We start from the raw sequence: 23,546 nt of genomic DNA, 5'->3' as shown, positions 1-23,546 counted from the left end.
ACTCCATCAACTTCAGAGGAACCGTTCCCATGTCGGATCACGCGTCGAAGATCAAGGATATCATCGAGAAGGAACTCGGCGTTGAGCGCGAGAAGCTCACCCCCGAGGCGAGCTTCATCGAGGACCTCGGCGCTGACTCGCTCGACATCGTCGAACTGGTCATGGAGTTCGAGAAGGAATTCAGCATCGACATCCCGGACGAGGACGCCGAGAAGCTGCGCACCGTGGGTGACGCCATCGCGTACCTCGAGGCGAAGGTCGCGGGCTGATGAAGCGGCGGGTCGTCGTCACGGGCTTGGGGGCGGTTACGCCCGTCGGTAACGACGTGGCGACGACCTGGCAGTCGCTGCTGAGCGGGGTCTCGGGAGGCGCATACATCACGAAGTTCGACGCCTCCGAGTTCAAGGTGAAGTTCGCCTGCGAGGTGAAGGGCTTCGACGTGGGCCAGTACATGGACCGCAAGGAAGCCAAGCGCGCCGATCTGTTCACGCAGTACGCCATGGCGGCCGCGGTGCAAGCCATGCGCGACGCGGGACTGGAGCAGGGCGGCTATGTCGCGGAAGACACCGGTGTGATCATCGGCAGTGGCATCGGCGGACTGTCCACGATGGAAGAGCAGCACTCGGCGCTGATCCAGTCTGGCAACCGGCGCATTTCGCCGTTCTTCGTCCCCATGTTCATCGCTGACATTGCGGCGGGCGTGGTGTCCATGCGCTTCGGCGCCAAGGGCCCGAATTTCGCGACCATGTCCGCCTGCGCCACCAGTGCGCACGCCATCGGCGAGGCCTTCCGCACGATCACGTACGGCGACGCGTCGGTCATGATCTGCGGCGGGACCGAGGCATCGGTGTGCCCGATGGCCATCGGGGGGTTCGGCAACATGACGGCACTCTCCGAGCGCAATGACTCGCCGGCCACGGCATCGCGTCCATTCGACGCGACCCGCGACGGCTTCGTTCTGGGCGAGGGAGCCGGTGTCGTGGTGCTCGAGGAACTTGAGCACGCGCTCAACCGCGGGGCGCGGATCTACGGCGAGATCATCGGATACGGTGCTACCGGCGACGCGTATCATCTCACGGGTCAGCCGGAGGCCCACGAGGGGCTTCAGCGCGCCATGCGCAAGGCGATGGCCGACGGCAAGATTGCGCCCACGGATGTCGATTATATCAATGCGCACGGCACGTCGACGCCGCTCAACGATCCCAACGAGATCAAGGGCATCAAGGCGGTCTTCGGCGACCACGCGCACAAGCTATCGGTCAGTTCCACGAAGTCGGCCACCGGGCACATGCTCGGGGCGGCCGGTGGGGTGGAGTTCATCGCCTGCGCCATGGCCATCCGCGACGGCATGATCCCTCCCACCATCAACTACACCACGCCCGATCCGGAGTGCGATCTCGACGTGACGCCGAACACGCCCAAGGCGCGTGCGGTCAACGTTGTGCTCTCCAACAGCTCCGGTTTTGGCGGCCACAACGTCTCGATCGCGCTCCGACGCTGGCACGGGTAAGCCCGTCGGGGCGCTTGTCGAGGTGACGCGCGGCATGACGCCGCGCCGGAGCCCGGGTACGTCCTGATGCCGCTTGCAGTACCATTCGACCTCGACTCGCTGCGCGATTCGGCGCTGCGCCCCATCGGCGAGAAGCTGATCGCGGGCCAGCGTCTTTCCGTCGCCGACGGACGCACGCTCTACACGTCCCCCGATGTCCTCGGGGTGGGTGCCATGGCCGATGCTGCGAATCGCGCTCGCCACGGCAACGTCGTCACGTTCGCCGCAAACCAGCACATCAATCCGACGAACATCTGCGTGCTACGGAAGACCTGCGTCTTCTGCGGCTACGCGCGCCTGCCCAAGGAGGACGGAGCATATCGCTACTCCCTCGATCAGGTGCTTGCTGAATCGGACCGCGCCGATGGCACCATCACCCGCGAGTTTCACATCGTGGGTGGGCTCGACATGCAGGCGGGCCTCGAGTACTACACGTCGATGTTCCGCGCGCTCAAGCAGCGGCATCCCCAGGTGCACATCAAGGCACTGACGGCCGTTGAGATCGCGCACATCGCGCGTATCGAGAAGATGAGCCGGGAGGACGTCCTGATCGCGCTGCGGGAGGCCGGCCTCGACACGCTGCCGGGCGGTGGCGCCGAAACGTTCAGTGCCGCGGTGCGCGAGCAGATCGCCGACAAGAAGCTCGGCGGCGCTGACTACATCGATGTGCATCGCACAGCGCACACGCTCGGAATCCGCTCCAACTGCACGATGCTCTACGGGCACGTGGAGACCATCGACGATCGCCTGGAACACCTCACCATGCTCCGTGAGCTGCAGGACGATACCGGGGGATTCCTCGCCTTCATTCCGCTCGCCTACCACCCCGACGACAACGAACTCGGAGCGACCCTCGGCCGTCAGGGTACCAGCACCACCGGGGTCGATGACCTGCGTAACCTTGCCGTCGGCCGTCTGTTTCTCGACAACTTCCAGCATATCAAGTCACACTGGATCATGGTGTCGTCGGCGGTATCGCAGATTGCGCTGCATTTTGGCGTGAACGACATCGAAGGCACCGTCGTGCGCGAGAAGATCTATCACGCCGTGGGCGCCAGCACTCCGCAAGGCATGACGCTGCCGCAGCTGCTCCAGCTGATTCGCGGCTCGGGTAAGGTCCCGGCAGAGCGTGACTCGTTCTACCGGATCATCCGCGACTTCGCCCCCGACGACACCGGGGAGGCGATCAGCGCCCCTGCCGATGCGCGCGCCGCCGTGGTGGCCTGACATGAGTAGCCAGCTGCGGGTGGGGCGCATCCGGTACATCAACTGCTATCCGGTGTACGGCGCGATTGAGCGTGGGATCGTACCGCTCGCCGGTCAGTTGGTCGACGGCATCCCCACGCAGCTCAACCGCCTGATGGCGGCAGGTGAGATCGACGTGAGCGTGGTGTCGGCCGTGGAATATGCGCGTGACGCGCACCAGTTCCTCCTGCTCCCTGAACTGGGGATCACCAGCGACGGGCCCGTGCGCAGCGTGATGCTCTTCAGCAAGCGGGCGGCGCAGGACTTGGGAGGTCGCCGCGTGGTCGTAAGCCGCAGCAGCATGACCTCGGTCGCCCTGCTTGAACTGTTGTTCGAACACGTGTGGAAGTGCCGCCCCGAGTTCGTCCCGGGGGACGCGGAACTCGGCGACATTGCGCGGTTCAGTGACGAGGAGCACGAGGCACGGCTGGTGATCGGCGACGCCGCCCTCAAGCTCTTCGATGCCGCCAATCGCGGTGGCCCATGGGCCGAACGGTATCCGTACATCGAGGACCTCGGCGCTGCTTGGAAGGCGTGGACCGGTTTGCCTTTTGTCTTCGCTGTATGGGTGGCGCAGCGGCGTACTCCCGTGCACGCGTCCCTCGCCGCGCACGCCTCGCTCATCGCCAGTCGCGACTGGGGGCTGCAGCATCTCGACCAGCTCTCCGTGCAGGCGGCGCTGGCAAGTGGCGTTCCGCGCGAGACCTGTCGCGAGTACTTCGCCGGGCTCGATTATCGGTTGTCGTATCCGCATCTCGCTGGACTGACCGAGTTCTTCCGCCGACTAGTGCTGGCCGGACGCGTGCCCGACGGCACGCTGGCTTTCCTGCCTGCTGCCTGACCGGCTTTTCCGACTCCTAGAGTGACCGTCATGCGCGATCTTCTCGATTTCTACACCAACGCCCCCCTGCTCGAACTCGGCATCGAAGCCGATCGCATTCGCGAGCAGAAGCATCCGCATGGTGTCGTCACATACATCGTCGACCGCAACATCAACTACACGAACGTGTGTGTCGCTGACTGCGGCTTCTGCGCGTTCTATCGCCGCCCCAAACACGGGGAAGGGTACACGCTGTCCTACGAGCAGATCGGTCACAAGATCGAGGAAACGAAGGCGCTGGGGGGTGTGCAGATCCTCATTCAGGGCGGGCACAATCCCTACATCCCGTTTGAGTGGTACCTCGAGCTGCTGCGCTACATCAAGAAGTACCACCCCATTCACATTCACGGCTTTTCGCCCAGTGAAGTGGACTTCTTCTCGACGCGATTCCGCATGGACGCCACCGAGGTAATCCGGGAGCTCAAAGCCGCAGGGCTCGACAGCATCCCCGGCGGTGGTGGGGAAATTCTCGTGCAGCGGGTGCGTGACATTGCCGCCCCCAAGAAGGCCGGCGCTGATCGCTGGCTCGAAATCATGGAGCTTGCGCACAACGCCGGCATGAAGACGTCGGTCACGATGATGTACGGCATCGGCGAAACGCTGGCCGAGCGCATCGAGCACCTGCAGCGCGTGCGCGAGTTGCAGGCGCGCACCCAGGGGTTCACGGCGTTCATCACGTGGCCGCTACAGCCGGAAAACACGCCCACCATGTCGCACATGCCCCGGACCGATGCCACCACGTACCTGCGTACCGTGGCTCTTTCGCGAATCGTGCTCGATAATGTTCCCAACCTACAGTCGTCCTGGGTCACCATGGGCATGAAGGTGGGGCAGATGGCGCTCAAGTTCGGCTGCAACGACTTCGGCTCGCTGATGATCGAGGAGAATGTCGTGTCGGCAGCCAATACGACGCATCGCACGACCGTCGAGGAACTCGACCGTCTCATCATCGACGCGGGCTTCTCGCCCGCGCGTCGCCGACAGGACTACTCGATCATCGCCGAATCGCCGGCAACGGTGGCGGCGTGACGTACGTGCCCCCGTCAGCGTTCGTGCACACTCGGGTGGGGATCGGGTACGATTCCCATCGCTTTGGGGAAGGCGGTCCGATGCGCCTCGGCGGTATCGACATTCCGGGTGAGGTGCACTGCGCCGGCCATTCCGACGGTGATGCCATCTGCCATGCCGTCACCGACGCCATCCTCGGTGCTGCCGCCCTTGGCGATATCGGCCAGATGTTCCCGGATACGGACCCGGCCAACAAGGGCAGGGACTCCATCGCGATGCTCAAGGCGGCCGTGGAGCGTCTCTGGGCAGCGGGCTATCGCGTGCACAACGTGGATGTCACGGTCATCGCGCAGCGGCCCAAGATCGGTCCGCACCGGGACGCCATGCGCTCCGTTCTGGGCGAGGCACTGCGTGTCCCGCACGACCAGGTGTTCGTCAAGGGCAAGACGAACGAGGGCATGGGATGGATCGGTCGGGAGGAAGGGCTCGCCGTGATGTGCACGGCGACCATTCACGGCGCCTGACCACCGCCGGTCGAGTCCTCGACGTGCGCACAGCATGAATGATCTGCTCGCGTGGCTCGCGTCGCTCCCGGAACCGCTGCTGTACGGAGCGCTCGTCGCAGCAGCCTTCGCGGAGAACGTGTTCCCGCCACTGCCAGCCGATACCGTCATCGCACTCGGCGCTTTCGTCGCGGCGCGTGGCAACGGCACGGCGTTGGGAGTGTGGGGGGCCACGATGCTGGGCAATGTGGGCGGTGCCATGCTCATGTACGGGTTGGGGCATCGCTACGGACTGCCATGGCTCCTGAGGCGCTTTCCGAGGATCGTATCCACGGCAGGCGCCGATCGCTTCGCCGAGCGCTTCAAGGCGCAGGGACTGGCGGCCGTCGTCGTGAGTCGGTTCCTGCCGGGGGTGCGCGCGGTGGTGCCGCCGATGGCCGGGGCGCTGGGGGTCGGTGCCATGCGGGCCGCCATCGCCATGACGCTGGCCTCGGGCGTTTGGTACGGGCTCGTATGCGTGCTCGCGTTCCGGGCCGGTGCCAATGCCGACGGGCTCTTGGCCCGCATTGCCGAACAGCAGCGTGCGCTCGGGCTAGCGGCCCTGGCCATCACGGTGGTGGGTGGCGTAGGCCTCTGGTGGCGCCTCGGCTCGAAACGTGACCGTGGGCGCAGACGCAACAAGCGATGAGTGATCCGTTGCCGCCGGCGCCCCTCGACACCGACACGCGCGACCTGCGCCGTGGCTTTCACCTGCAACCCTTCGAGGATGCCTTGGCCCTTGAGGAGGGGGCAAGCCCGCGCACCATCGAGGCGTATCGCCGTGATGTCATCCGCTGCGCCGCATGGTTGCGCGACCAGCGCATCACGACAGCGCGCGACATCACGCCGGCCGCCTTGCGTGAGTTCGTCTATCATCTCAAGGATCTCGGGCTTGCCGGCAGTTCGATTCGCCGCAACATCTCCGCGCTCCGGACGTGGTTTCGCATCCTGGTTGCCGAGGGCCTCGTGCATACGGACCCCACGGAGCGCCTCGACGCGCCGCAGCGGTGGCGCACCCTGCCTGAAGTACTGTCAGTTGACGAGATCTTGCGTCTTCTGGCCGCGCCGCAACTTGATGAACGCCTCGCCTTCCGCGATCGCGCCATGCTCGAACTTGCCTACGGCGCGGGGCTGCGCGTCTCGGAGTGGATCGGTCTGGCGGTGAAGGACGTCCTGCTGGAGGACGGCCTCGTACGCGTGTTCGGCAAAGGCAGCAAGGAGCGACTGGTCCCGATCGGCCGCTCAGCGATCGGCGCCGTGGCAGTGTACCTTCGCGAGCTACGCGCCGTACTCGAACGGGGCCAAGGGAAGGGGATTCTCTTCCTCAATGGGCAGGGGAAGCCGCTCACGCGCATGGGGGCGTGGAAGATCCTCCGCAAGTACGTGGACCAGGCCGGGATCGAGAAGGCCGTGTCTCCCCATACCCTACGGCACTCCTTCGCCACCCACCTGCTCGAGGGAGGCGCCGACCTGCGGGCCGTACAGGAAATGCTGGGACACGCCGACATCGCGACGACGCAGATCTACACACACGTGGATCGTGAGTATCTCCGGAGTGTGCACAAGCAGTTCCATCCCCGCGCCTGAGGGCTCCGCCTACCACTGGTTGCCGCCGCCGACGGCGCGGCAGGCAGTCAGTCTCCGGTGGGCGCCTTCACCCTTGGCGGGATCACCAGCGAGAGCAGCACGCTGCCCACCAGTACGCCGGCAACGATCCCGAGTGACGGGCCAATAGCGATGGGGCGCACCTCGCTGATCAGCATCTTGAGGCCCACGAACGCCAGGACGACCGCCAAGCCGTATTTGAGGAGGTGAAACTTGCCCATGACCCCGGCGAGCACGAAATACAGCGACCGTAGCCCCAGAATGGCGAAGACATTCGACGTGTACACGAGAAACGGGTTGCGCGTCACCCCAAAGATCGCGGGGATGGAGTCGAGGGCGAACACCACGTCGGTCGTTTCCACCAGCGCCAGCACCACGAACAGTGGAGTGGCCACAAGCCGCACGGCGCCCCCGGGGGAGAGCGATTCACGGACAAAGAATCGTTCCCCGTGAAGTTGGGTGGTAAGCGGGAGGAAGCGGCGCACCACACGGATTACCGGGTTCTGCTCGGGCTCGATCTCGCTGTCGCCCCCGAAGGCCATTTTGAACCCGGTGTAGAGGAGAAAGGCCCCGAAGAGATAGATGATCCAGTGAAACTGGGCGAGCAGCAGGGCGCCGGCGCCGATCATCGCGCCGCGCATGCCCAGCGCGCCAAGAATGCCCCAGAACAGCACCCGATGCTGCAGTTCCGGCGGAACGCGGAAATAGCCGAAAATCAGGATGAACACGAACAGGTTATCGACCGATAGCGCCTGTTCGACCAGATACCCGGCATAGAACTCGAACATGGCTTGGCGACCCATCGCCTGACCGATCCACAGGCCGAATCCGATCGCCAGCGAGATCCAGACGGCGCTCCAGCCGAGCGCTTCTCGGACCGAAACCGCGTGGGCCTTCCGGTTGAACACCCCGAGGTCGAGGGCGAGGAGGAAGAGCACGAGCGCGTTGAAAGCGATCCACCACGATGTTGGCATGCCAGCAAACTGAAGGTGACCAAAAGCCCAGCTGTCGGCCCGTTTGCCTTGGCGCGCCGAAGCGGGTATCTTAACTGGCGTGAATTTTGCTGCAACCACGCCCCAACATCCCGGACAATGCCTGTCCTTGCGGTGATTCCGGCGCGCCTGGGCGCGACCCGACTTCCCCGCAAACCGCTTCGCCTCCTTGGGGGCGAACCCCTTGTCGTCCGGGTCTATCAGCGCGTCCTCGCGCTGCAGGTCGCGGATGCGGTGGTGGTGGCGACCGACCACGACGCGGTGCGCGACGCCTGTGCCGCCCGCGGCATCCCTGTGGTGCTGACCAGCAGCGACCATGCCAGCGGTACCGACCGGGTCGCCGAGGTGGCCCGGCGGCCCGAGTTCGGGGGCATGGACGTCCTGCTCAATGTACAGGGCGACGAGCCGTTCGTGTCCCGTGAGGCGCTGGCAGGGGCGGTCGGCGTGGTCAGGTCGGGGCACGCTCCGATCGGGACGGCGGCCGTACCCGTCGCCGCCGAGGCGCTGCACTCTCCCGACGTCGTGAAGGTCGTCTGCACCGATGAGGGCCGCGCGCTCTATTTTTCACGGGCACCCATTCCGTACCTGCGCGATGCCGGCGACCGGTCGATGCTCACGCCGCTCGTGCATCAGCACATCGGCGTGTATGCCTACACCCGTCAGGCCCTGCAGCAATGGGTGCAGTGGTCGCCACACCCGCTCGAACTCGTCGAACGTCTCGAACAGCTCCGTCCGCTGGCGCACGGCCTCTCCATCGGGGTGGCGCACGTGCCGGCAGCGGAGGGCGGCATCGACACCGAGGACGACCTCCGGCGCGCGAACGCGCGATGGAGCGTCTTTTCCACTAGTGCCCCGTCGATCGCGCCGGTTTGAGGCGCGACGTTCATGATACCTGACTAGGACCCTACCGAGACTCCGTTCATGTCCACCACGCTTCCCCCGACGGGCCAGACGTCCGCTCCGAAGTACATCTTCGTCACGGGTGGTGTCGTATCGTCGCTCGGCAAGGGCATCGCAGCGGCGTCGCTCGGCCGATTGCTCGTCGAGCGCGGGTTCCGCGTGACGATGATGAAGCTTGATCCGTACCTCAATGTCGATCCCGGCACCATGTCGCCGTTTCAGCACGGCGAAGTGTTCGTTACCGACGACGGCGCGGAAACCGACCTCGATCTCGGACACTACGAGCGCTTCCTCGATCGCCCCCTCTCGCAGGCCAACAACATCACGACAGGGCGCATCTACTCGAACGTGATCACCAAGGAACGTCGCGGTGAGTATCTGGGCTCGACGGTGCAGGTGATTCCCCACATCACCGACGAGATCAAGAATGCCGTGCGGCGCATCGCGCCCGGCAACGACGTCGTCCTCGTCGAAGTCGGCGGCACGGTGGGTGACATTGAGTCGCTGCCATTCCTCGAAGCCATCCGGCAGTTCCGCCGAGAGGTCGGCAAGGAGAACGCCATCTTCGTACACCTCACCCTCGTGCCCTACATCGCGGCCGCCGGCGAGGTGAAGACCAAACCCACGCAGCACTCCGTGCGCGAGCTCATGGAAATCGGTATCCAGCCCGACTTCCTGATCTGCCGCAGCGAGAAGCCGCTGCAGGACGATGTGAAGCGCAAGATCGCCCTCTTTTGCAACGTCGATTTCGGGGCCGTCATCGAAAGCCCCGACGTGCCCACGATCTACCAGATCCCGCTGGTGTTCGAACAGCAGGGGTTCGCCGATCGCGTGATGGAGCGCCTCCGCCTCACCGCGCCCACGCCCGATCTCTCCGCGTGGCGTACCATGGTGCAGCGCATCACGCATCCGCGTGAAAAAGTGAAGATCTGCGTCGTCGGCAAGTACACGGACTACGTGGACAGCTACAAGAGCGTGCAGGAAGCGCTTATCCACGGCGGCATCGCCAACGATGTGGGCGTAGAGCTGGCCTGGACGTCGAGCGACTTGTTCACCAGCGCCGAGAAGGCCCGCGAGATCCTGTCGCAGCATCACGGCCTCCTCGTGCCCGGCGGCTTCGGGGTCCGCGGGGTGGAGGGCATGGTGGAAGCCATCCGCGCCGCCCGTGAGATGCAGTTGCCGTTCTTCGGTATCTGCCTCGGCATGCAGGTGGCCATCATCGAGTTCTCTCGCAACGTGCTTGGCCTCAGTGATAGCCACTCAAGCGAGTTCGCCCCGGAATGCGGCCATCCCGTCATCTCCCTGATGGATTCGCAGCGGGAAGTCACCGACAAGGGCGGCACCATGCGCCTCGGTGCCTATCCGTGCCGCCTGCAGCGCGGATCGCGCGCCGCCCAGACCTACGGGCAGCCGGAGGTGAGCGAGCGGCACCGGCACCGCTACGAGGTCTCCAACCGGTATCGCGAGCGGTTCATCGAGCAGGGCATGCAGCTCAGCGGCCTCTCCCCCGACGATTCGCTCGTCGAGATGATCGAGCTGCCCGCGCATCCCTGGTTCATGGGCTGCCAGTTTCACCCGGAGCTACAGTCGCGCCCCTTACGTCCGCACCCGCTGTTCGCCGGGTTTGTGGCCGCCGCGGCCGACCGTCGTCGGGCGGAGGCGGCCGGCGCGCCGACGCCTGCGCCTGTGCGCCAGTGACGGAATCATCAGTCGTGGCCGAGGCGCTGTTTCCATCCGACCGGCTGTTCCTCATCGCCGGTCCCTGCCAGCTCGAAGACGATACCCTCAACCTACAGGTCGGTGAGGCGCTCGCGCGCCTCGCCGAACAGGTGCCGGGCGGCGTGATCTTCAAGGCAAGTTTTGACAAGGCCAATCGCTCCAACGTGGACGGTGTCCGTGGGCCTGGCCTCGATGCCGGCCTGGCCGCACTCGACCGGGTGCGCACCGCCACGGGATTGCCTATCCTCACCGATGTCCACGAGGCAGGGCAGTGCGCGCCCGCCGCCGACGTGGTGGACGTGTTGCAGATCCCCGCCTTTCTTTGCCGCCAAACCGATCTACTGCTCGCCGCCGGCGCGACGGGCAAGGCGGTGAACGTGAAGAAGGGGCAGTGGATGCACCCGGAAGGCATGATGGGTGCCGTGCGCAAGGTCGAAGCCGGGGCGGCACTCGCCGGACGGCGAGCCGGCGCGCTCGCCGTGACCGAACGCGGTACGTTCTTCGGCTACGGGGATCTCGTGGTGGACATGCGCGCCTTTCCGCGAATGCGCGAGGCATGCCAGGTACCGGTAATCTTCGACGCCACGCACAGCGTCCAGCGTCCAGGGCAGGGTGCCGGCGGCACCAGCGGCGGTGCCCGTGAATTCATTCCACCGCTCACCTTCGCCGCCGTGGCCGCGGGGGCGCAGGGGTTGTTCCTCGAGACACACCCGCGTCCCGACATGGCGCCAAGCGATGGCCCCAACATGATGTCACTCGAGGCGCTCCCCGATCTCGTCAAGCGCGCCGTGGACATCTGGGACCGGGCCTCGCGTTGATGACGCAGGCAGGCATGCTCCCTCCGCTGGAGTTGGACGCTCCCCGCATCGAGCCCGCGATTGCGCGACGCATCAAGGTCGTTGGCTTCGACGTGGATGGTGTGCTCACCGATGGTGGGCTCTACCTCGGCAGTGCCACGCACGATGGGCAGCGCATCCCGTTCGAACTCAAGCGCTACGATGTGCAGGATGGTCTCGGTATCGCCATGCTGCGTGATTGTGGACTCAAGGTCGTACTCATCACCGGCCGCGTATCCGACAGTGTGGCGACCCGTGGCCGTGAACTGCGCGTCGATGCGTGTGTTCAGGATGCGCAGGCGAAGAAGCTCCCCGCGATGCGTCGGCTCTGTGCAGAGTTCGCAGTGAGCCTCGATGAGGTGGCCTTTGTGGGCGACGACCTTCCCGATCTTGCGCTCCTCCGCGCCGTCGGACTGGCCGTGGCGGTGGGCAACTGCGTCCCCGAGGTGGCCCGGTGCGCCCATCTTCGCCTCACGTCACGGGGCGGCCAGGGCGCCGTGCGCGAGTTTGCCGAGGCGCTGCTCGCGGCCCGCGGCGAGTGGAGCGAGGCCGTGGAGCGGTACGTGAAGAGTCGCAGCTTAGACGATTCGGACGAGGCGTCCGAGGTGGTGCAATGACCGTGCAACCGCTTCACGAGACGAGCGCCGCACACGCCATCGAACGAGGCCGCCGCGTGTTGTCGCTCGAGGCGGACGCGCTACGCGCCTCCGCAACGGCGCTCGGCGAGGAATTCGCACGCGCCGTATTCCTGCTGGCCACCTGCCGTGGTCGCGTGATCATCGCCGGTGTCGGCAAGTCCGGGCTGGTGGGCCGCAAGATGGCCGCCACGTTCACATCGACGGGCACGCCGGCCATGTTCCTGCATCCCGTCGAGAGCGTACACGGGGATCTCGGCATCGTCGGCCCGGACGACGTGGCGATTCTCATCTCGAAGAGCGGCGAGAGCGAGGAATTGCTGGGGCTCATCGAGGCACTCGCCAGAATGGGGGTGCCCATGATCGGCATGACGGCCGTGCCGTCGTCGCGCTTGGGCCGGCTGACTGACGTGCCGCTCGATCTGGGCGTACGTGAGGAAGCGTGTCCGCACGATCTCGCCCCCACCACCAGCACGACCGTCACGATGGCGCTGGGCGATGCGCTCGCCGTGGCGGTGCTGCAGGAGAAGGGGTTCAGGGCGGAAGACTTCGCGAAACTGCATCCCGGCGGCGCGCTCGGGCGTCGGCTGCTCACGCGGGTGGCCGATGTCATGGAGCGTGACCGTCTACCGGTACTCGAGGGCGGCGCCACGATGCGCGATGCGGTGGTGCTGCTGGCAGAACGCCGCGGCATCGCCATTGTGATGGAACAGGAACGGGTGTCCGGGGTCGTCACGGCTGGCGATCTCGCCAGACTGCTTGAGCGACAGCACGACGTGCTGTCGGTGGCCGTGGCCGCGGTCATGACCTCATCGCCCAAGTTGGCGGAAGACCACGAATTGGGGAGCGCGGTGGTACATCGGATGGAAACGCTCGGGATCATGGCTATGCCGGTGGTAAACCCGGCAGGGCAACTTGTGGGTGTGGTGCACCTGCATGACCTCATGCGCGCCGGGGCCGTGTAATGGCGCCGGGTCATATGCAACGCGCATTGCGGACCGTGGTGGGCGCCGGGCTGGCGGTCATCGCGCTGAGTGCCGCGGCCTGCCCGAAGAAGGCGCCGGCCATGAAGCGTGCAAAGGGCAGTGCCATTCCGGATTCCGCCGATCAGGTAGCCTTCGGGGTGCGCCACGTGCTCACCAACAAGGGGGTGAACAACGGCGAACTGCTGGCCGATACCGCCTTCTCCTACGAGGACGGTAGTCGCCTCGAGATGCGACGCGTGAATCTCACTTTCTTCACCGCGCAGGGGCTCAAGGATGGCGTGCTCACCTCGCGCACCGGCAGCTACAATACGCGTCTGCAGCGCCTAGAGGCGCGCGGCGACGTGGTCGTGGCGCGCGAGGACGGCAAGCGCTTTACGTCACAGCAGTTGGTATTCGATCAGGTGCGGAACCAGTTCTACTCCGATTCCGCCTTCGTGCTGAACGAGCCCAAGCGCCAGCTTTCCGGGATCGGCTTCGAGTCTGACCCGAAGCTCAACAACTTCCGCTGCCTTCGTGCCTGCAAGGGCGTGGCGCCGGTGCAGGTTCCCACGCGCTGATGCCCCTTTTCCAGCCGGTCCGCCTGCGGCCTCGCGTGCGCGCCCTCGTGCTACCGAGCGTGGTGCTGGCGCTCGCGAGTATCGCCGGGTGTCGCGGCGCGCGGAAGGCTCCGGCTGCCGCGCCCAGCGCCGCACCCGCTACGACTCCCGCTACGACTCCCGCTACGACTCCCGTTGCGGCTCCGGTTGCGGCGCCGGCTCCGGCCGCAGCTGCGCCGGCGGTGCCGGCTGATTCCGCCGCGCCAAAGCCGGTCGACTCGGTCAAGAAGACCAGTGACAGCGCCGGGGTTTCACCCGGCGCGCGACCGGCCGACACGTCCAAGACGGCGGCGCCACGAAAGAAGCCGGCCGCGGCATCGCGTCCGTGCGTGATGGACTTCTCCGAGTCGCCGCCGGAGACGCGCCTGCTGTACAGCCGCGTCAGCGAGGGGGTCTCCAACAGCTTCATCGGCGGTGGCTTCGTGGGCCATTGTCAGGGCGAGAACAACCGCCTACGCGCCGACAGTGCCGAGCAGTTCCAGGCCGCGGGGATCGTGAATCTGTACGGCAACGTCGTGTACGAAGAGCCCAACAAGGTGCAGATCACCGCCACGCACGCCACGTACTTCACTAGGGAAGGGCGCCTCTACGCCGACGGGAATGTCGTCGCGACACAGCTGCCGACCCGAAGCACGTTCGCTGGTCCGAGCATCGAATATTTCCGCAGCACCCCCGAGCGGCCCCAGGCGCGACTGATCGCGCCGGCCCGTTCAGTGGCCACGCTCATCGAGAAGGACAGCGCCGGAAGGACGCAGCCCCCCACCAGCGTCGCGGCCAATCGCTTCGAAGAGACCGGCGATTCGCTGTTAATGGCCTGGGGCGACGTCCAGATCGATCGTGAGTCGATCAACGCAAGCGCCGATTCGGCGTCGTTCGACAAGCTGACCGAGAAGTCGCGCCTCATCCGCACCGCCCGTATTGTGAACCGCGACGCCGCTCGGCGGTTCACCCTCGTGGGCGACACGATCGACATGTACAGCACCGCCCGACAGCTCGACCGCGTAGTGGCCCGCCACAAGGGCATCGCCACCAGTGATGAGCTTGTGCTCAACGCCGAGACGATCGACATGCGGCTGGTGAAACAGCAGCTCTCGGAGGCGTTTGCCTTCGGGAAGGGCAGGGCCAAGGCGACCACGCCGCAACAGGATGTGGTTGCGGACTCCCTGTGGATCCGCATGGCCGACAAGCAGGTGCGTGAGGTGCGCGCGATCGGCAGCGCGGTGGCGATTGGTACGCCCGACACACTCAGGATTACCACGAAGGACAAGGATGTGCTGCGTGGCGATAGCGTACTGGCGTTTTTCGACAGTAGCGCCGCCGCAGTCGCCGACACGGTCAATGGCGCCAAGCTCAGGGAGATTCGCGCCCTTGGCAACGCCAGTTCGCTCTTCCACCTCGCCAGTTCCAAAGGCAAGAGCACCCCGCCCGCGATCAACTACGTGCGTGGCGTCCGGATCTTTGTGAACTTCGACACGGGTGCCGTACGGGATGTGCGGGTAGATTCTGCCGCGTCCGGTGTGTATCTCGAACCAGCACCCGACAGTCTTTCCGACAGCACCGCCTCGGCCGCCGACCGTAGCCGAGCCCAGCAGGGACGTGCGGGAGACCGGAATGCGCGCCCGACGAAGCCGGCTCCAAGCAAGACACCACAGTCGCCCTCGCGTCGTCCGCCGGGAAGAGAGTCCGTCGCCCCGGAGCGTCCGCTGGTGCATCCCATCTCCGACCCAGATCGCCGTCCATGACCGATTCGTCCGCCTCCCGTACGCCCGCTGTCCACGATGACATGCTGTCGCTGGTGGAGCGCGCGGTACATGGGGATCGATCGCTGGCGATCGTGATGGGGGCCATTCTCGAGGGGGCCGACATGACCGGCGCCGTCCCGCTGCACGCGCTGGTACGGCACTACATCGAGCTGGCCGGAGACGGACACGCCCTCACCCCCGACGACGTGCGCAGCCATCTGGCGGCCGCACTGCTGCCACGATTGGCGGCAGCTGGCGTGATCGAGCCAACCGCTGGTGGGGAGCATGAGCACGATCCCACGATCCGGGTGGTGCCGTCGGTGTGGGTGGAGCTTCAGGCCCAGCGTGCCGAGTTGGCACGTGCACTGCGCACGACGGGCGAACACCGCCTGTCATCCACGGCGCACCCGGCAGTAGGTGCGGAGAGTTCCGTGCTCTCGGCCGAGGGACTGGTGAAAGTCTATCGCAACCGGCGCGTGGTGGACGACGTCTCGGTGCGGGTGGCACAGGGCGAGATCGTGGGGCTGCTAGGTCCCAATGGCGCAGGCAAGACCACCACCTTCTACATGCTGGTGGGGCTCATCGCACCGCAGACCGGGAAGATCCAGCTCGACGGGACCGACATCACCAAGATGCCCATGTACGAGCGCGCGCGACAGGGCATCGGCTACCTCTCGCAAGAGCCGTCGATCTTCCGCAAGCTTACCGTCGAGCAGAACATCCTGGCCATCCTCGAGACACTCGACCTCTCGGCGGCAGAGCGGAAGGAGCGCCTGGAGACGCTGCTCGACGAGCTCAGCATCAAGCATCTGCGAAACAGCCGCGCGTATCAGCTGTCGGGCGGTGAACGCCGCCGTCTCGAGATCACGCGAGCCCTTGTCACGCAACCGAAGTTTATGATGCTCGACGAGCCCTTTGCGGGTGTCGATCCTATTGCCGTGCACGATATTCAGACCATCGTAGCGGGCCTCCGCCACCGTGGCATAGGCGTGCTCATCAGTGACCACAATGTCGAACAGACCCTCGACATCGTCGACCGCGCGTACATCATGTATGATGGGGTCGTCAAGGTGTCCGGTACCGTTCGTGAACTCGTCTTCGACGACACCGTAGCGGAGATTTACCTCGGGCCGACGCTTTCGGCTCGACTCCGTGCACGATTCGCGCAAGCCGACGAGGGAGTACGTGTGTAATGAAAACTGGCCTGCAGCAACACGCTGGACTCCGGCAGGAACTGAAGGTCAATCCACGCCTCTACCAGGCGATGGACCTGCTGTACATGCCACTGCTCGACCTGCAACAGCACCTCAAGCAAGAGCTGCTCACGAACCCCTTTCTCGAGCTGGTCGAGCCCGAGGACGAAGACGACGACTCCACCGATCCGGAGGAGGCTGCGTCGGAACCGCAGGACCTCGCCGAGTCCGAGACGACGACTGAAGCCGAGCCGGAGAAGACCGGCGACGACGATGTGGACTGGGAAGCCGTGCTGCTCGATGGCTTCGAAACGGGCGGACAGCGTGAGGAGCACGAAGAGCGCGAGTGGTACGAGCCGGTCACTGTCGCCACCAAAGACCTCTCGGACCACCTGACGGAACAGCTGTCCCTGCTCGAACTCTCGCCGCGCCAGGCGTTTCTTGCCGACGAATTCGTGGGCAACATCAATGACGACGGCTATCTCGCCTGCCTCCTCACGGAGATTCAGCGGGGCGTAAATGAGTTGCTCGTGCGAGAGGCGGATGAGCGCGAGATCGAGGGTAACGTGCCGGAGTTTTCCGACACGGAGATGCTCCAGGTGTTGCAGATCATCCAGGATCTGGATCCGCCGGGCGTTGGTGCGCGAGACCTGCGCGAGTGCCTGCTGCTGCAGCTGCGCGCCGCCGGACAGCGGGACACCCTCGCCTATCGGCTGGTGGAGGAGGCATTTGAGGAGCTGATTGGGCACCGCTGGAGTGAACTGTCCAAGCGCTTTGGCATCAGTGCGCAGGAGGTGCAGGGCGCTGCCGACGAGATCAAGAAGCTCGACCCCAAACCCGGGCTCCGCTACAGTGCCGGCGGTGACAATTACATCATTCCCGACCTCGTCGTCGACAAGATCGACGGGCAGTACCACATCTTTCTCAACGACGGGAATCTTCCGCGCCTCAAGCTATCGCGTGCCTATCGGGAGATTGCCCGCGACAAGAAGCGCTTTGATACCGAGAGCAAGGACTTCATTGCCAGCAAGCTCAATTCGGCGAACTGGATGATCCAGGCCATCGAGCAGCGTCGGCAGACCATGCTCAAGGTCATGCACTACATCGTCGATCGGCAGAAGGACTTCTTCGAACGCGGGGTGCAGGCACTCAAGCCGCTCACCCTGCGTGAGGTGGCCGAGGCGGTCGGGATGCATGAGTCCACGGTAAGCCGCGTGACGAACGAAAAGTTCGTGCAAACACCGCGTGGTGTGCTACCACTCAAGTTCTTCTTCTCGTCCGGGCTATCGACGGCAGACGGCGACGATGTATCGGCGCGCGGCATCAAGGACCAGATCGAAAAGCTGGTGGCGGGCGAGGATCCCAAGCACCCCCTCACCGACCAGGCTATCGTGGAGGTCCTGCAGCAGACCGGGGTGCAGATTGCGCGACGCACCGTGGCCAAGTACCGTGACCAGCTCGGGGTGTTGCCCGCCCGCATGCGGAAGCGCGTGTGAGCCTCCCCGCGCCGACCGCATGGACGGTAGCATTCCCGAGTAACCAGCCCCAACCCCTCTTCGCATGGCTGTGAGTTCCCATCTGCTTCGCACCACGCCCCGCCCGGGTCTGCGCCCGGCGGTGGACGTCAGTGTCCTGGTACCGGCCAAGGACGAGGTGGGAAACCTGGCCCTCTTCGTCGAACTCTGCGACGCGATGATCCGCGAGCAGTCGGCGCGCTACGAGGTGGTGGTGGTCGATGACGGGTCCACCGATGGCAGCTGGGCGCTCCTGCAGGAGCTGCGCGAGCGATACCCCTTTCTGCATCCCGTGCGGCATCGCGCCCAGCGCGGCATCGCGGAGGGGCTGCGCACCGGATATCTGCAAGCCCGCGGGGACGTGCTGGTGTTCTACCCGGCCGACCTGCAGTTCAAGCCGGAAGACATTCCGAGTCTCGTGGGACCGATTCTCGCCGGCGAGTCCGACATGGTGACCGGCTACAAGCAGGGCAAGTACGAAAAGGCGTTCGTCTCCAGCACCTACAACAAGCTGAGTCGCATGCTCTTTCACGTGCCGGTGCGTGATCTCAACAACGTGAAGGCCTATCGTCGGGAGATCATGGCCTCGCTGCCCATGCGCCCCGACTTCCATCGCTACATGATCGTCATGGCGGCCGCGCAGGGGTACACGGTCACCGAAGTCCCGATTCCGCTGTATGCGCGCCATTCGGGCCGCTCCAAGTTCGGCCTCTCGCGCATCCCGGTGGGCGTGCTCGACATGCTTGCGGTCTGGTTCGAGCTGCGCTTCGGCCAGAAGCCACTGCTGGCCTTCGGCATGCTTGGCGCCGCCCTCTTCGCGATCGGCGTACTGGCTGGACTGGGCGCCCTCGGGTGGCTGCTCGCAAGCGGGCAGGGGCAGCGTTGGGTGTGGACTGTCATCCAGACGTGCCTCATACTCGGCTCGGTCTTTTTTGCGACCGGTCTGCTCGGCGAGCAGATCGCTCAGCAGCGCGCGGAAGTGCGTGAGATGCGCCGTGAACTCGATGAGCTGGCGGCACGCCAGTACGAGCAGGACGCCCCCGGTGGCGCGCGCGACGACACGCGCGGCAGCCCCTGACGTACATCGCCACACCCTCCGCGGTGCCCACGCCGCGTCTCCTCTTCGTCACGCACAACGTGCCGCGGTGTGAGGGCGACGCGGCCGGGTCGTTCGTGCTGCGGCTGGCGGTCGCCCTACAGGCTGCTGGCGCCCGCGTGGACATCATCGCGCCCGGTGCACCGGGACTCGCTCCCCTTGGCACCATTGAGGGCGTACAGATCGCGCGCGTCCGCTACGCCGACGACGCGCGCATGACCCTCGCGTACACCGGCACGATGGCCGACGCAGTGCAGGGGTCATGGAGTGGTCGCCTGGCCCTGGTGCAGCTGCTCGCAGCCACACGACGCGCCGTGCGCCGCGCCATCGACGGGGCACGCCGAGAGGGGGCCCCCTACGACGTGGTGCACGTACACTGGTGGTTTCCCTCGGGGTTGGCACTCTGGCGCGCCCATCGCGCGGGCGATCCACCGCGCGTCATCACGATGCACGGCTCCGACGTGCGGCTCGCCGAGCATTTCGTACCGGCCCATCCGGTCATGCGCAGCGTCCTCGGCGAGTACGCCGCCTGCACCGCAGTGTCCTCGTGGCTTGCCGCTGCCGCGCAACGCATCGCGCCGACCGCCGCCATCGAGGTCGCGCCCATGCCAGTCGACACCCGGCACTTCGGAAGCGTCGGCCACGACGCACCGCGTCAGGGGCTGCTGTTCGTCGGTCGTCTCAACGCGCAAAAGGGGCTGCGCGATCTCCTGTCCGCGTTGGCCCTCCCGCCGCTGGCCACCGCGGCGCCGTCATCCGCGCGACCCGTCACGTTGGACGTCGTCGGAGAGGGCCCCGATCGCGAGGCGCTGCAGGCCCATGCGCGCGCACTCGGTGTGGACGATCGGGTGCGATGGCTCGGCCACCTCGCGCAGCCGGACCTCGTGCCTCGCTATCGGGACGCCTGCGCCGTGGTCATGCCCTCGAGGGGCGAAGGACTCGGGCTCGTCGCCGTCGAAGCACAGCTGTGTGGCACGCCCGTGGTCGCCTATCGCGATGGCGGCCTCCCCGACGTGGTCCGGGACGCTCACGGCGGCACCCTTGTGGCTCCGGGTGATGTCCCCGGGCTCGCGGCCGCCGTCGCGCAGTTGATCGCCACGCCGGAGAATGTGCGCACGCGTGGCCGCGCGGCGTGGGCCGACATGCACGAGCGCTTCACCCCCGAGGCGGTGGCCGCGCGCTATCTCGCCATCTACCGACGCGTGCTCGCGTCGCCCGGACCGGCCTGATCGTGCGCCGCCTCCTCCGATCAACGCTGCTGCGCGGACTGCTGCTCGCCCTGACGTTCGGCTGTATCGGCTATGCACTCGCCCGCCAGTGGAGCGACGTACAGGGAGCGGCCCGCGCCGTCGAGATCCGATGGGGATGGATCCTGGCGGCAAGTCTGGTGGTGCTCGGCACCTACGCGGTGCTCATCCAAAGCTGGCGCATGCTCCTTGCCGGCTGGGGCGGCCATTTGCCGTATCCCACGGCGGTGCGAATCTGGACGATCGCCAATCTCGGGCGCTATCTGCCAGGCAAGGTCTGGTCGATCAGCGCGCTCGGCGTCATGGCAGCGGCCGAAGGCGTATCGGGTGTGGCCGCCGCAGGCGCGGCCATTCTGGGCACCTCGCTCAACATCGGCGCGGGCTTCGCGGTGGCGGTCATCACCGGCACCAAGGGCCTCGATGGCATCTACCCGGGCTTCGGCGCGGCCTCTCGCGTCGGTGCCCTCGTCTTTGTCGCAGGCGTCGCCGCGCTCCCCTGGGTGCTGCCGGCGCTGCTCGATCGGTTTGCGCGCTGGCGCGCCATGCCGGTCAGCGACCAGCATCTGACACGCGGCACTATCTGGCTGTCCGCCGCCATCAACGCGGCCTCGTGGGTGGGGTACGGGGTGGCCTTCGCCCTCTTTGCACAGGGCGTGACGCCACAGATCAGTCGTGATCCGGTGCTCTTCATCGCCGGCTACTCGGCGTCGTACCTCGTGGGCTTCCTCGCGATCTTCGCGCCGGGCGGCGTTGGGGTACGCGAGCTCGCGCTCAGCGGATTCCTCGTGGGGATCGGTGCGGCCGGGCAGGGCGAGGCGGTCATCCTTGGCGCGACCTCCAGAATCTGGCTGACCGTCCTCGAGATCCTGCCCGGGGTCATCGGTCTCCTGTCGATGACCCCGGCCCAGCGCGCGTCGCTTCGCAAAAGGGGGTAGCCTCTCCGGTGTCGGATCGGTGCGTTTCCGCAGCGCCTTTTCCCAGCCCAGTGCCATTCGACGTCAGAATCAGCAAGTATGTAGGCGGTGCGATCGCACGCGCAGTGCAGGGGCCGGCCCCGGCCGGCAGCACGCTGATCGTATTCAAGAACGACTACCTAGGCCGGACCGCGCAGGTGGACGGACAACCCACCACGGTGCACCGCGCCGACTTCACCCTGATCGGAGTTGAACTGCCGAGCGGCGCGCGGTCCGGGCGCCTCCGGTTCACGAGCGACGCCTACGAATCCCGGAAGCGGCTAGCGGTGCCGGCCCTCTGGGCGGTGGTGCTCCGGTGGACCGTAGGGCGCGCGAGCGACCGGCGGCAGGTTGCCGTATGATGACACTGATGAAGCCCCCCGCTCGCGGTGCGCTCGCTTCCGGCGAGCGCGGCGTCGTGATCGTCCCGACGTATAACGAAAGCGAGAACGTCACTCGCATCGTCCCACGGATCCTTGAACAGGACCCGCGGCTCGACGTGCTGGTCGTCGACGACAATTCGCCGGATGGCACCGGCAGGTTGGCCGATGCGCTGGCCGCCGCGGATTCCCGGGTACACGTGCTTCACCGGGAGGGCAAACAGGGCCTTGGGCGGGCCTATCTCGCCGGCTTCCAGTGGGCCCTCGAACGGGATTACGCGTACGTCTTCGAGATGGACGCCGACTTCTCGCACGATCCGGGGCACCTGCCGGAGTTTCTCGCCGCCATCAAGGATGCCGATCTCGTCCTCGGATCGCGATATCGCGATGGCAAGGTCACGGTGGTGAACTGGCCCATGACGCGCCTCATGTTGTCGTACGGGGCCAACATCTACGCCCGCGCGGTCACGGGACTTCGGCTGGGCGACGGGACCGGCGGCTTCAAGTGCTTCCGCCGTCACGTCCTCGAGGCCATTCCGCTGGATCAGGTCAAGTCGAATGGCTACGCCTTCCAGATCGAGATGAGCTTCCGCGCCTGGAAGCGCGGTTTCCGCATCGCGGAAATCCCCATCGTGTTTCATGACCGCACGGAGGGGGAGTCGAAAATGTCCAAGCGGATCGTACGCGAGGCCATCTGGATGGTGTGGCGCCTCCGGTGGTGGGGCATGACCGGTCGGTTTTGATGGACAATCTGAAGGGGGTCCCATTCGCCAAGATGACGGGGTCGGGGAACGATTTCGTCTTCTTCGACGGCAGGGAGGTGTCACTCGAACGTGTGACATCACCTGAGATGATCAAGCGTATCTGCCATCGCAACAATGGGATAGGCGCCGACGGCGTAGTGGTCTTGGAACCCCAGTCGGACGACGGGGCCGTGCGCATCCATTACTTCAACAGCGACGGTTCGCCGGCAGATCTCTGCGGGAACGCCACGCTGTGCTCCACGGCGCTGGCAGCCGAACTCGGCATGGCATCGGCAGCCGGTATGCGACTGGTAACGGGAGCCGGCGTCATTACCAGCCGCTTCGGAGCGCTCCCGGAAATCGATTTCCAGCCGGTCATGGAGGTCGCCCCGGCGATTCCCATTGAGCTCGCCCCCGGAGAACAGCGCATCGGGTTTGCGGTAGCGGGGATTCCGCACCTCGTCGTCTTGTGCGAGAGCGCCGACGCGGTCGCCCTTACGCAACGCGGTCCTGGGCTGCGCTGGCACCCGCTCACAGGCGGAAAGGGCGCCAACGTGAATTGGGTGTCGCCGCTCCCCGGCGGACTGTGGCGCTATCGGACCTTCGAGCGGGGCGTGGAGGGCGAGACCCTCGCGTGCGGAACGGGGGCGGTGGCCACGGCCATTCTGCTGGCCGAATGGGGACTCACCGGCGGCGAGATGGTCACCATTCGCACGAGCTCCGGCCGGGACCTGCGCATTTCATTACGCCGACCGGCAGACGCCGAAGGCTGCTACCCCACGCTCTGCGGCGAAGGGCGGGTGGTGTTCCGGGGCACGATCGAAAGCCTCTGACGGGCACGCGATGGCCGCAGGATGCCACCCGGATGCCACCCGGATGCCACCCGGATGCCACCTGGAGGCCCCTCGGCCGCTCAGCGGACGGCGCCCGGCACGAGGCGCCGTTCGTCGTTTCGGGAGGGACGGCGCCGCCAATTGGCGCCCCGGCGGCCCGTTGCGTAGCGCCTGACCACGCCTCCGGGAAGTTCTGTGGATACGTGGACATACGGCATTTTCGTGAGCGCGTGCAGCCAGGCCACATTCATCGCACCAGCACAAACCAAAGCACAACAATGACTTAAGGCGCCTGTCTGCGTCGAGCCTGGCGCGTCCCCGTGGACTTCTCCACAGTTGTCCACGATCATTG

Annotated in this window: 24 protein-coding genes; 23 read left to right on the top strand and 1 reads right to left on the bottom strand. The window is 66.0% G+C overall.

The features are described from left to right. Positions 1-29: 29 nt before the first annotated feature. From ACIQ51_RS08550 to xerD, 8 genes are all read left to right on the top strand, one after another. Positions 30-269, top strand: coding sequence for an acyl carrier protein (locus ACIQ51_RS08550; RefSeq protein WP_396204618.1), 240 nt, complete (start codon positions 30-32; stop codon positions 267-269). Then, positions 269-1,510 (top strand): beta-ketoacyl-ACP synthase II, encoded by a 1,242-nt coding sequence (fabF, locus tag ACIQ51_RS08545; protein ID WP_396204617.1) that lies wholly within the window; start codon positions 269-271, stop codon positions 1,508-1,510. Before ACIQ51_RS08550 ends, fabF begins: the two co-directional genes overlap by 1 nt. Before the next feature lie 66 nt (positions 1,511-1,576). After that, complete coding sequence (locus ACIQ51_RS08540) at positions 1,577-2,776, top strand: CofH family radical SAM protein (protein ID WP_396204616.1); 1,200 nt, start codon at positions 1,577-1,579, stop codon at positions 2,774-2,776. 1 nt (position 2,777) lies between these two features. After that, on the top strand, positions 2,778-3,635 hold the full coding sequence (locus tag ACIQ51_RS08535; protein WP_396204615.1) for a menaquinone biosynthesis protein: 858 nt from the start codon (positions 2,778-2,780) through the stop codon (positions 3,633-3,635). 30 nt (positions 3,636-3,665) lie between these two features. Beyond that, a complete protein-coding gene (gene mqnC / locus ACIQ51_RS08530) occupies positions 3,666-4,703 on the top strand; it encodes a cyclic dehypoxanthinyl futalosine synthase (RefSeq protein ID WP_396204614.1) in 1,038 nt (345 codons plus the stop codon). Continuing rightward, complete coding sequence (ispF, locus tag ACIQ51_RS08525; RefSeq protein ID WP_396204613.1) at positions 4,700-5,206, top strand: 2-C-methyl-D-erythritol 2,4-cyclodiphosphate synthase; 507 nt, start codon at positions 4,700-4,702, stop codon at positions 5,204-5,206. Before mqnC ends, ispF begins: the two co-directional genes overlap by 4 nt. Before the next feature lie 34 nt (positions 5,207-5,240). Continuing rightward, positions 5,241-5,873, top strand: coding sequence for a DedA family protein (locus ACIQ51_RS08520; RefSeq protein WP_396204612.1), 633 nt, complete (start codon positions 5,241-5,243; stop codon positions 5,871-5,873). Further along, positions 5,870-6,811, top strand: a complete 942-nt coding sequence (gene xerD, locus ACIQ51_RS08515) for a site-specific tyrosine recombinase XerD (protein WP_396204611.1) — start codon at positions 5,870-5,872, stop codon at positions 6,809-6,811. The genes ACIQ51_RS08520 and xerD overlap by 4 nt, the downstream gene beginning before the upstream one ends. 47 nt (positions 6,812-6,858) lie before the next feature. On the opposite strand, the gene ACIQ51_RS08510 is transcribed toward xerD, so the two are convergent. Further along, positions 6,859-7,803, bottom strand: a complete 945-nt coding sequence (locus ACIQ51_RS08510) for a TerC family protein (protein WP_396204610.1) — start codon at positions 7,801-7,803, stop codon at positions 6,859-6,861. Positions 7,804-7,920: 117 nt separating this feature from the next. Here ACIQ51_RS08510 and kdsB point away from each other — a divergent pair, with 117 nt between their 5' ends. From kdsB to dapF, 15 genes are all read left to right on the top strand, one after another. Beyond that, positions 7,921-8,694: a 3-deoxy-manno-octulosonate cytidylyltransferase gene (gene kdsB / locus ACIQ51_RS08505; RefSeq protein WP_396204609.1), complete on the top strand. Its 774-nt coding sequence runs from the start codon at positions 7,921-7,923 to the stop codon at positions 8,692-8,694. 48 nt (positions 8,695-8,742) lie between these two features. Further along, on the top strand, positions 8,743-10,419 hold the full coding sequence (locus tag ACIQ51_RS08500; protein WP_396204608.1) for a CTP synthase: 1,677 nt from the start codon (positions 8,743-8,745) through the stop codon (positions 10,417-10,419). Next, positions 10,416-11,258, top strand: a complete 843-nt coding sequence (gene kdsA, locus ACIQ51_RS08495; RefSeq protein WP_396204607.1) for a 3-deoxy-8-phosphooctulonate synthase — start codon at positions 10,416-10,418, stop codon at positions 11,256-11,258. Before ACIQ51_RS08500 ends, kdsA begins: the two co-directional genes overlap by 4 nt. A gap of 14 nt (positions 11,259-11,272) precedes the next feature. After that, positions 11,273-11,893: a KdsC family phosphatase gene (locus ACIQ51_RS08490; RefSeq protein ID WP_396204606.1), complete on the top strand. Its 621-nt coding sequence runs from the start codon at positions 11,273-11,275 to the stop codon at positions 11,891-11,893. Further along, complete coding sequence (locus ACIQ51_RS08485) at positions 11,890-12,876, top strand: SIS domain-containing protein (protein WP_396204605.1); 987 nt, start codon at positions 11,890-11,892, stop codon at positions 12,874-12,876. Before ACIQ51_RS08490 ends, ACIQ51_RS08485 begins: the two co-directional genes overlap by 4 nt. A 14-nt stretch (positions 12,877-12,890) precedes the next feature. Continuing rightward, a complete protein-coding gene (lptC, locus tag ACIQ51_RS08480) occupies positions 12,891-13,454 on the top strand; it encodes an LPS export ABC transporter periplasmic protein LptC (RefSeq protein WP_396204604.1) in 564 nt (187 codons plus the stop codon). Positions 13,455-13,675: 221 nt separating this feature from the next. Next, a complete protein-coding gene (locus ACIQ51_RS08475; RefSeq protein ID WP_396204603.1) occupies positions 13,676-15,235 on the top strand; it encodes a hypothetical protein in 1,560 nt (519 codons plus the stop codon). A gap of 389 nt (positions 15,236-15,624) precedes the next feature. Further along, positions 15,625-16,428 carry an LPS export ABC transporter ATP-binding protein gene (lptB, locus tag ACIQ51_RS08470; protein ID WP_396204640.1) on the top strand — a complete coding sequence of 268 codons (804 nt, stop codon included), beginning with the start codon at positions 15,625-15,627 and terminating at the stop codon, positions 16,426-16,428. Then, positions 16,428-17,924 carry an RNA polymerase factor sigma-54 gene (gene rpoN, locus ACIQ51_RS08465; RefSeq protein WP_396204602.1) on the top strand — a complete coding sequence of 499 codons (1,497 nt, stop codon included), beginning with the start codon at positions 16,428-16,430 and terminating at the stop codon, positions 17,922-17,924. Before lptB ends, rpoN begins: the two co-directional genes overlap by 1 nt. A gap of 64 nt (positions 17,925-17,988) precedes the next feature. Then, positions 17,989-19,020, top strand: a complete 1,032-nt coding sequence (locus tag ACIQ51_RS08460) for a glycosyltransferase family 2 protein (protein ID WP_396204601.1) — start codon at positions 17,989-17,991, stop codon at positions 19,018-19,020. A gap of 23 nt (positions 19,021-19,043) precedes the next feature. Beyond that, positions 19,044-20,267: a glycosyltransferase gene (locus ACIQ51_RS08455; RefSeq protein WP_396204600.1), complete on the top strand. Its 1,224-nt coding sequence runs from the start codon at positions 19,044-19,046 to the stop codon at positions 20,265-20,267. Between the two features lie 2 nt (positions 20,268-20,269). Continuing rightward, positions 20,270-21,220, top strand: coding sequence for a lysylphosphatidylglycerol synthase domain-containing protein (locus ACIQ51_RS08450; RefSeq protein WP_396204599.1), 951 nt, complete (start codon positions 20,270-20,272; stop codon positions 21,218-21,220). 50 nt (positions 21,221-21,270) lie between these two features. Continuing rightward, complete coding sequence (locus ACIQ51_RS08445; protein WP_396204598.1) at positions 21,271-21,600, top strand: hypothetical protein; 330 nt, start codon at positions 21,271-21,273, stop codon at positions 21,598-21,600. Positions 21,601-21,608: 8 nt separating this feature from the next. Then, the gene (locus ACIQ51_RS08440) at positions 21,609-22,361 is read left to right on the top strand and encodes a polyprenol monophosphomannose synthase (RefSeq protein ID WP_396204597.1); all 753 of its coding nucleotides are present in this window, start codon (positions 21,609-21,611) and stop codon (positions 22,359-22,361) included. Continuing rightward, positions 22,361-23,194 carry a diaminopimelate epimerase gene (gene dapF, locus ACIQ51_RS08435; protein ID WP_396204596.1) on the top strand — a complete coding sequence of 278 codons (834 nt, stop codon included), beginning with the start codon at positions 22,361-22,363 and terminating at the stop codon, positions 23,192-23,194. Before ACIQ51_RS08440 ends, dapF begins: the two co-directional genes overlap by 1 nt. Positions 23,195-23,546 lie beyond the last annotated feature (352 nt).

The organism is Gemmatimonas sp. (genome assembly GCF_044344655.1).
Taxonomy (GTDB): Bacteria; Gemmatimonadota; Gemmatimonadetes; order Gemmatimonadales; family Gemmatimonadaceae; genus Gemmatimonas.
The sequence above is the reverse complement of the archived record's forward strand: the minus strand, read 5'-3'. Positions and strand labels throughout refer to the sequence as shown.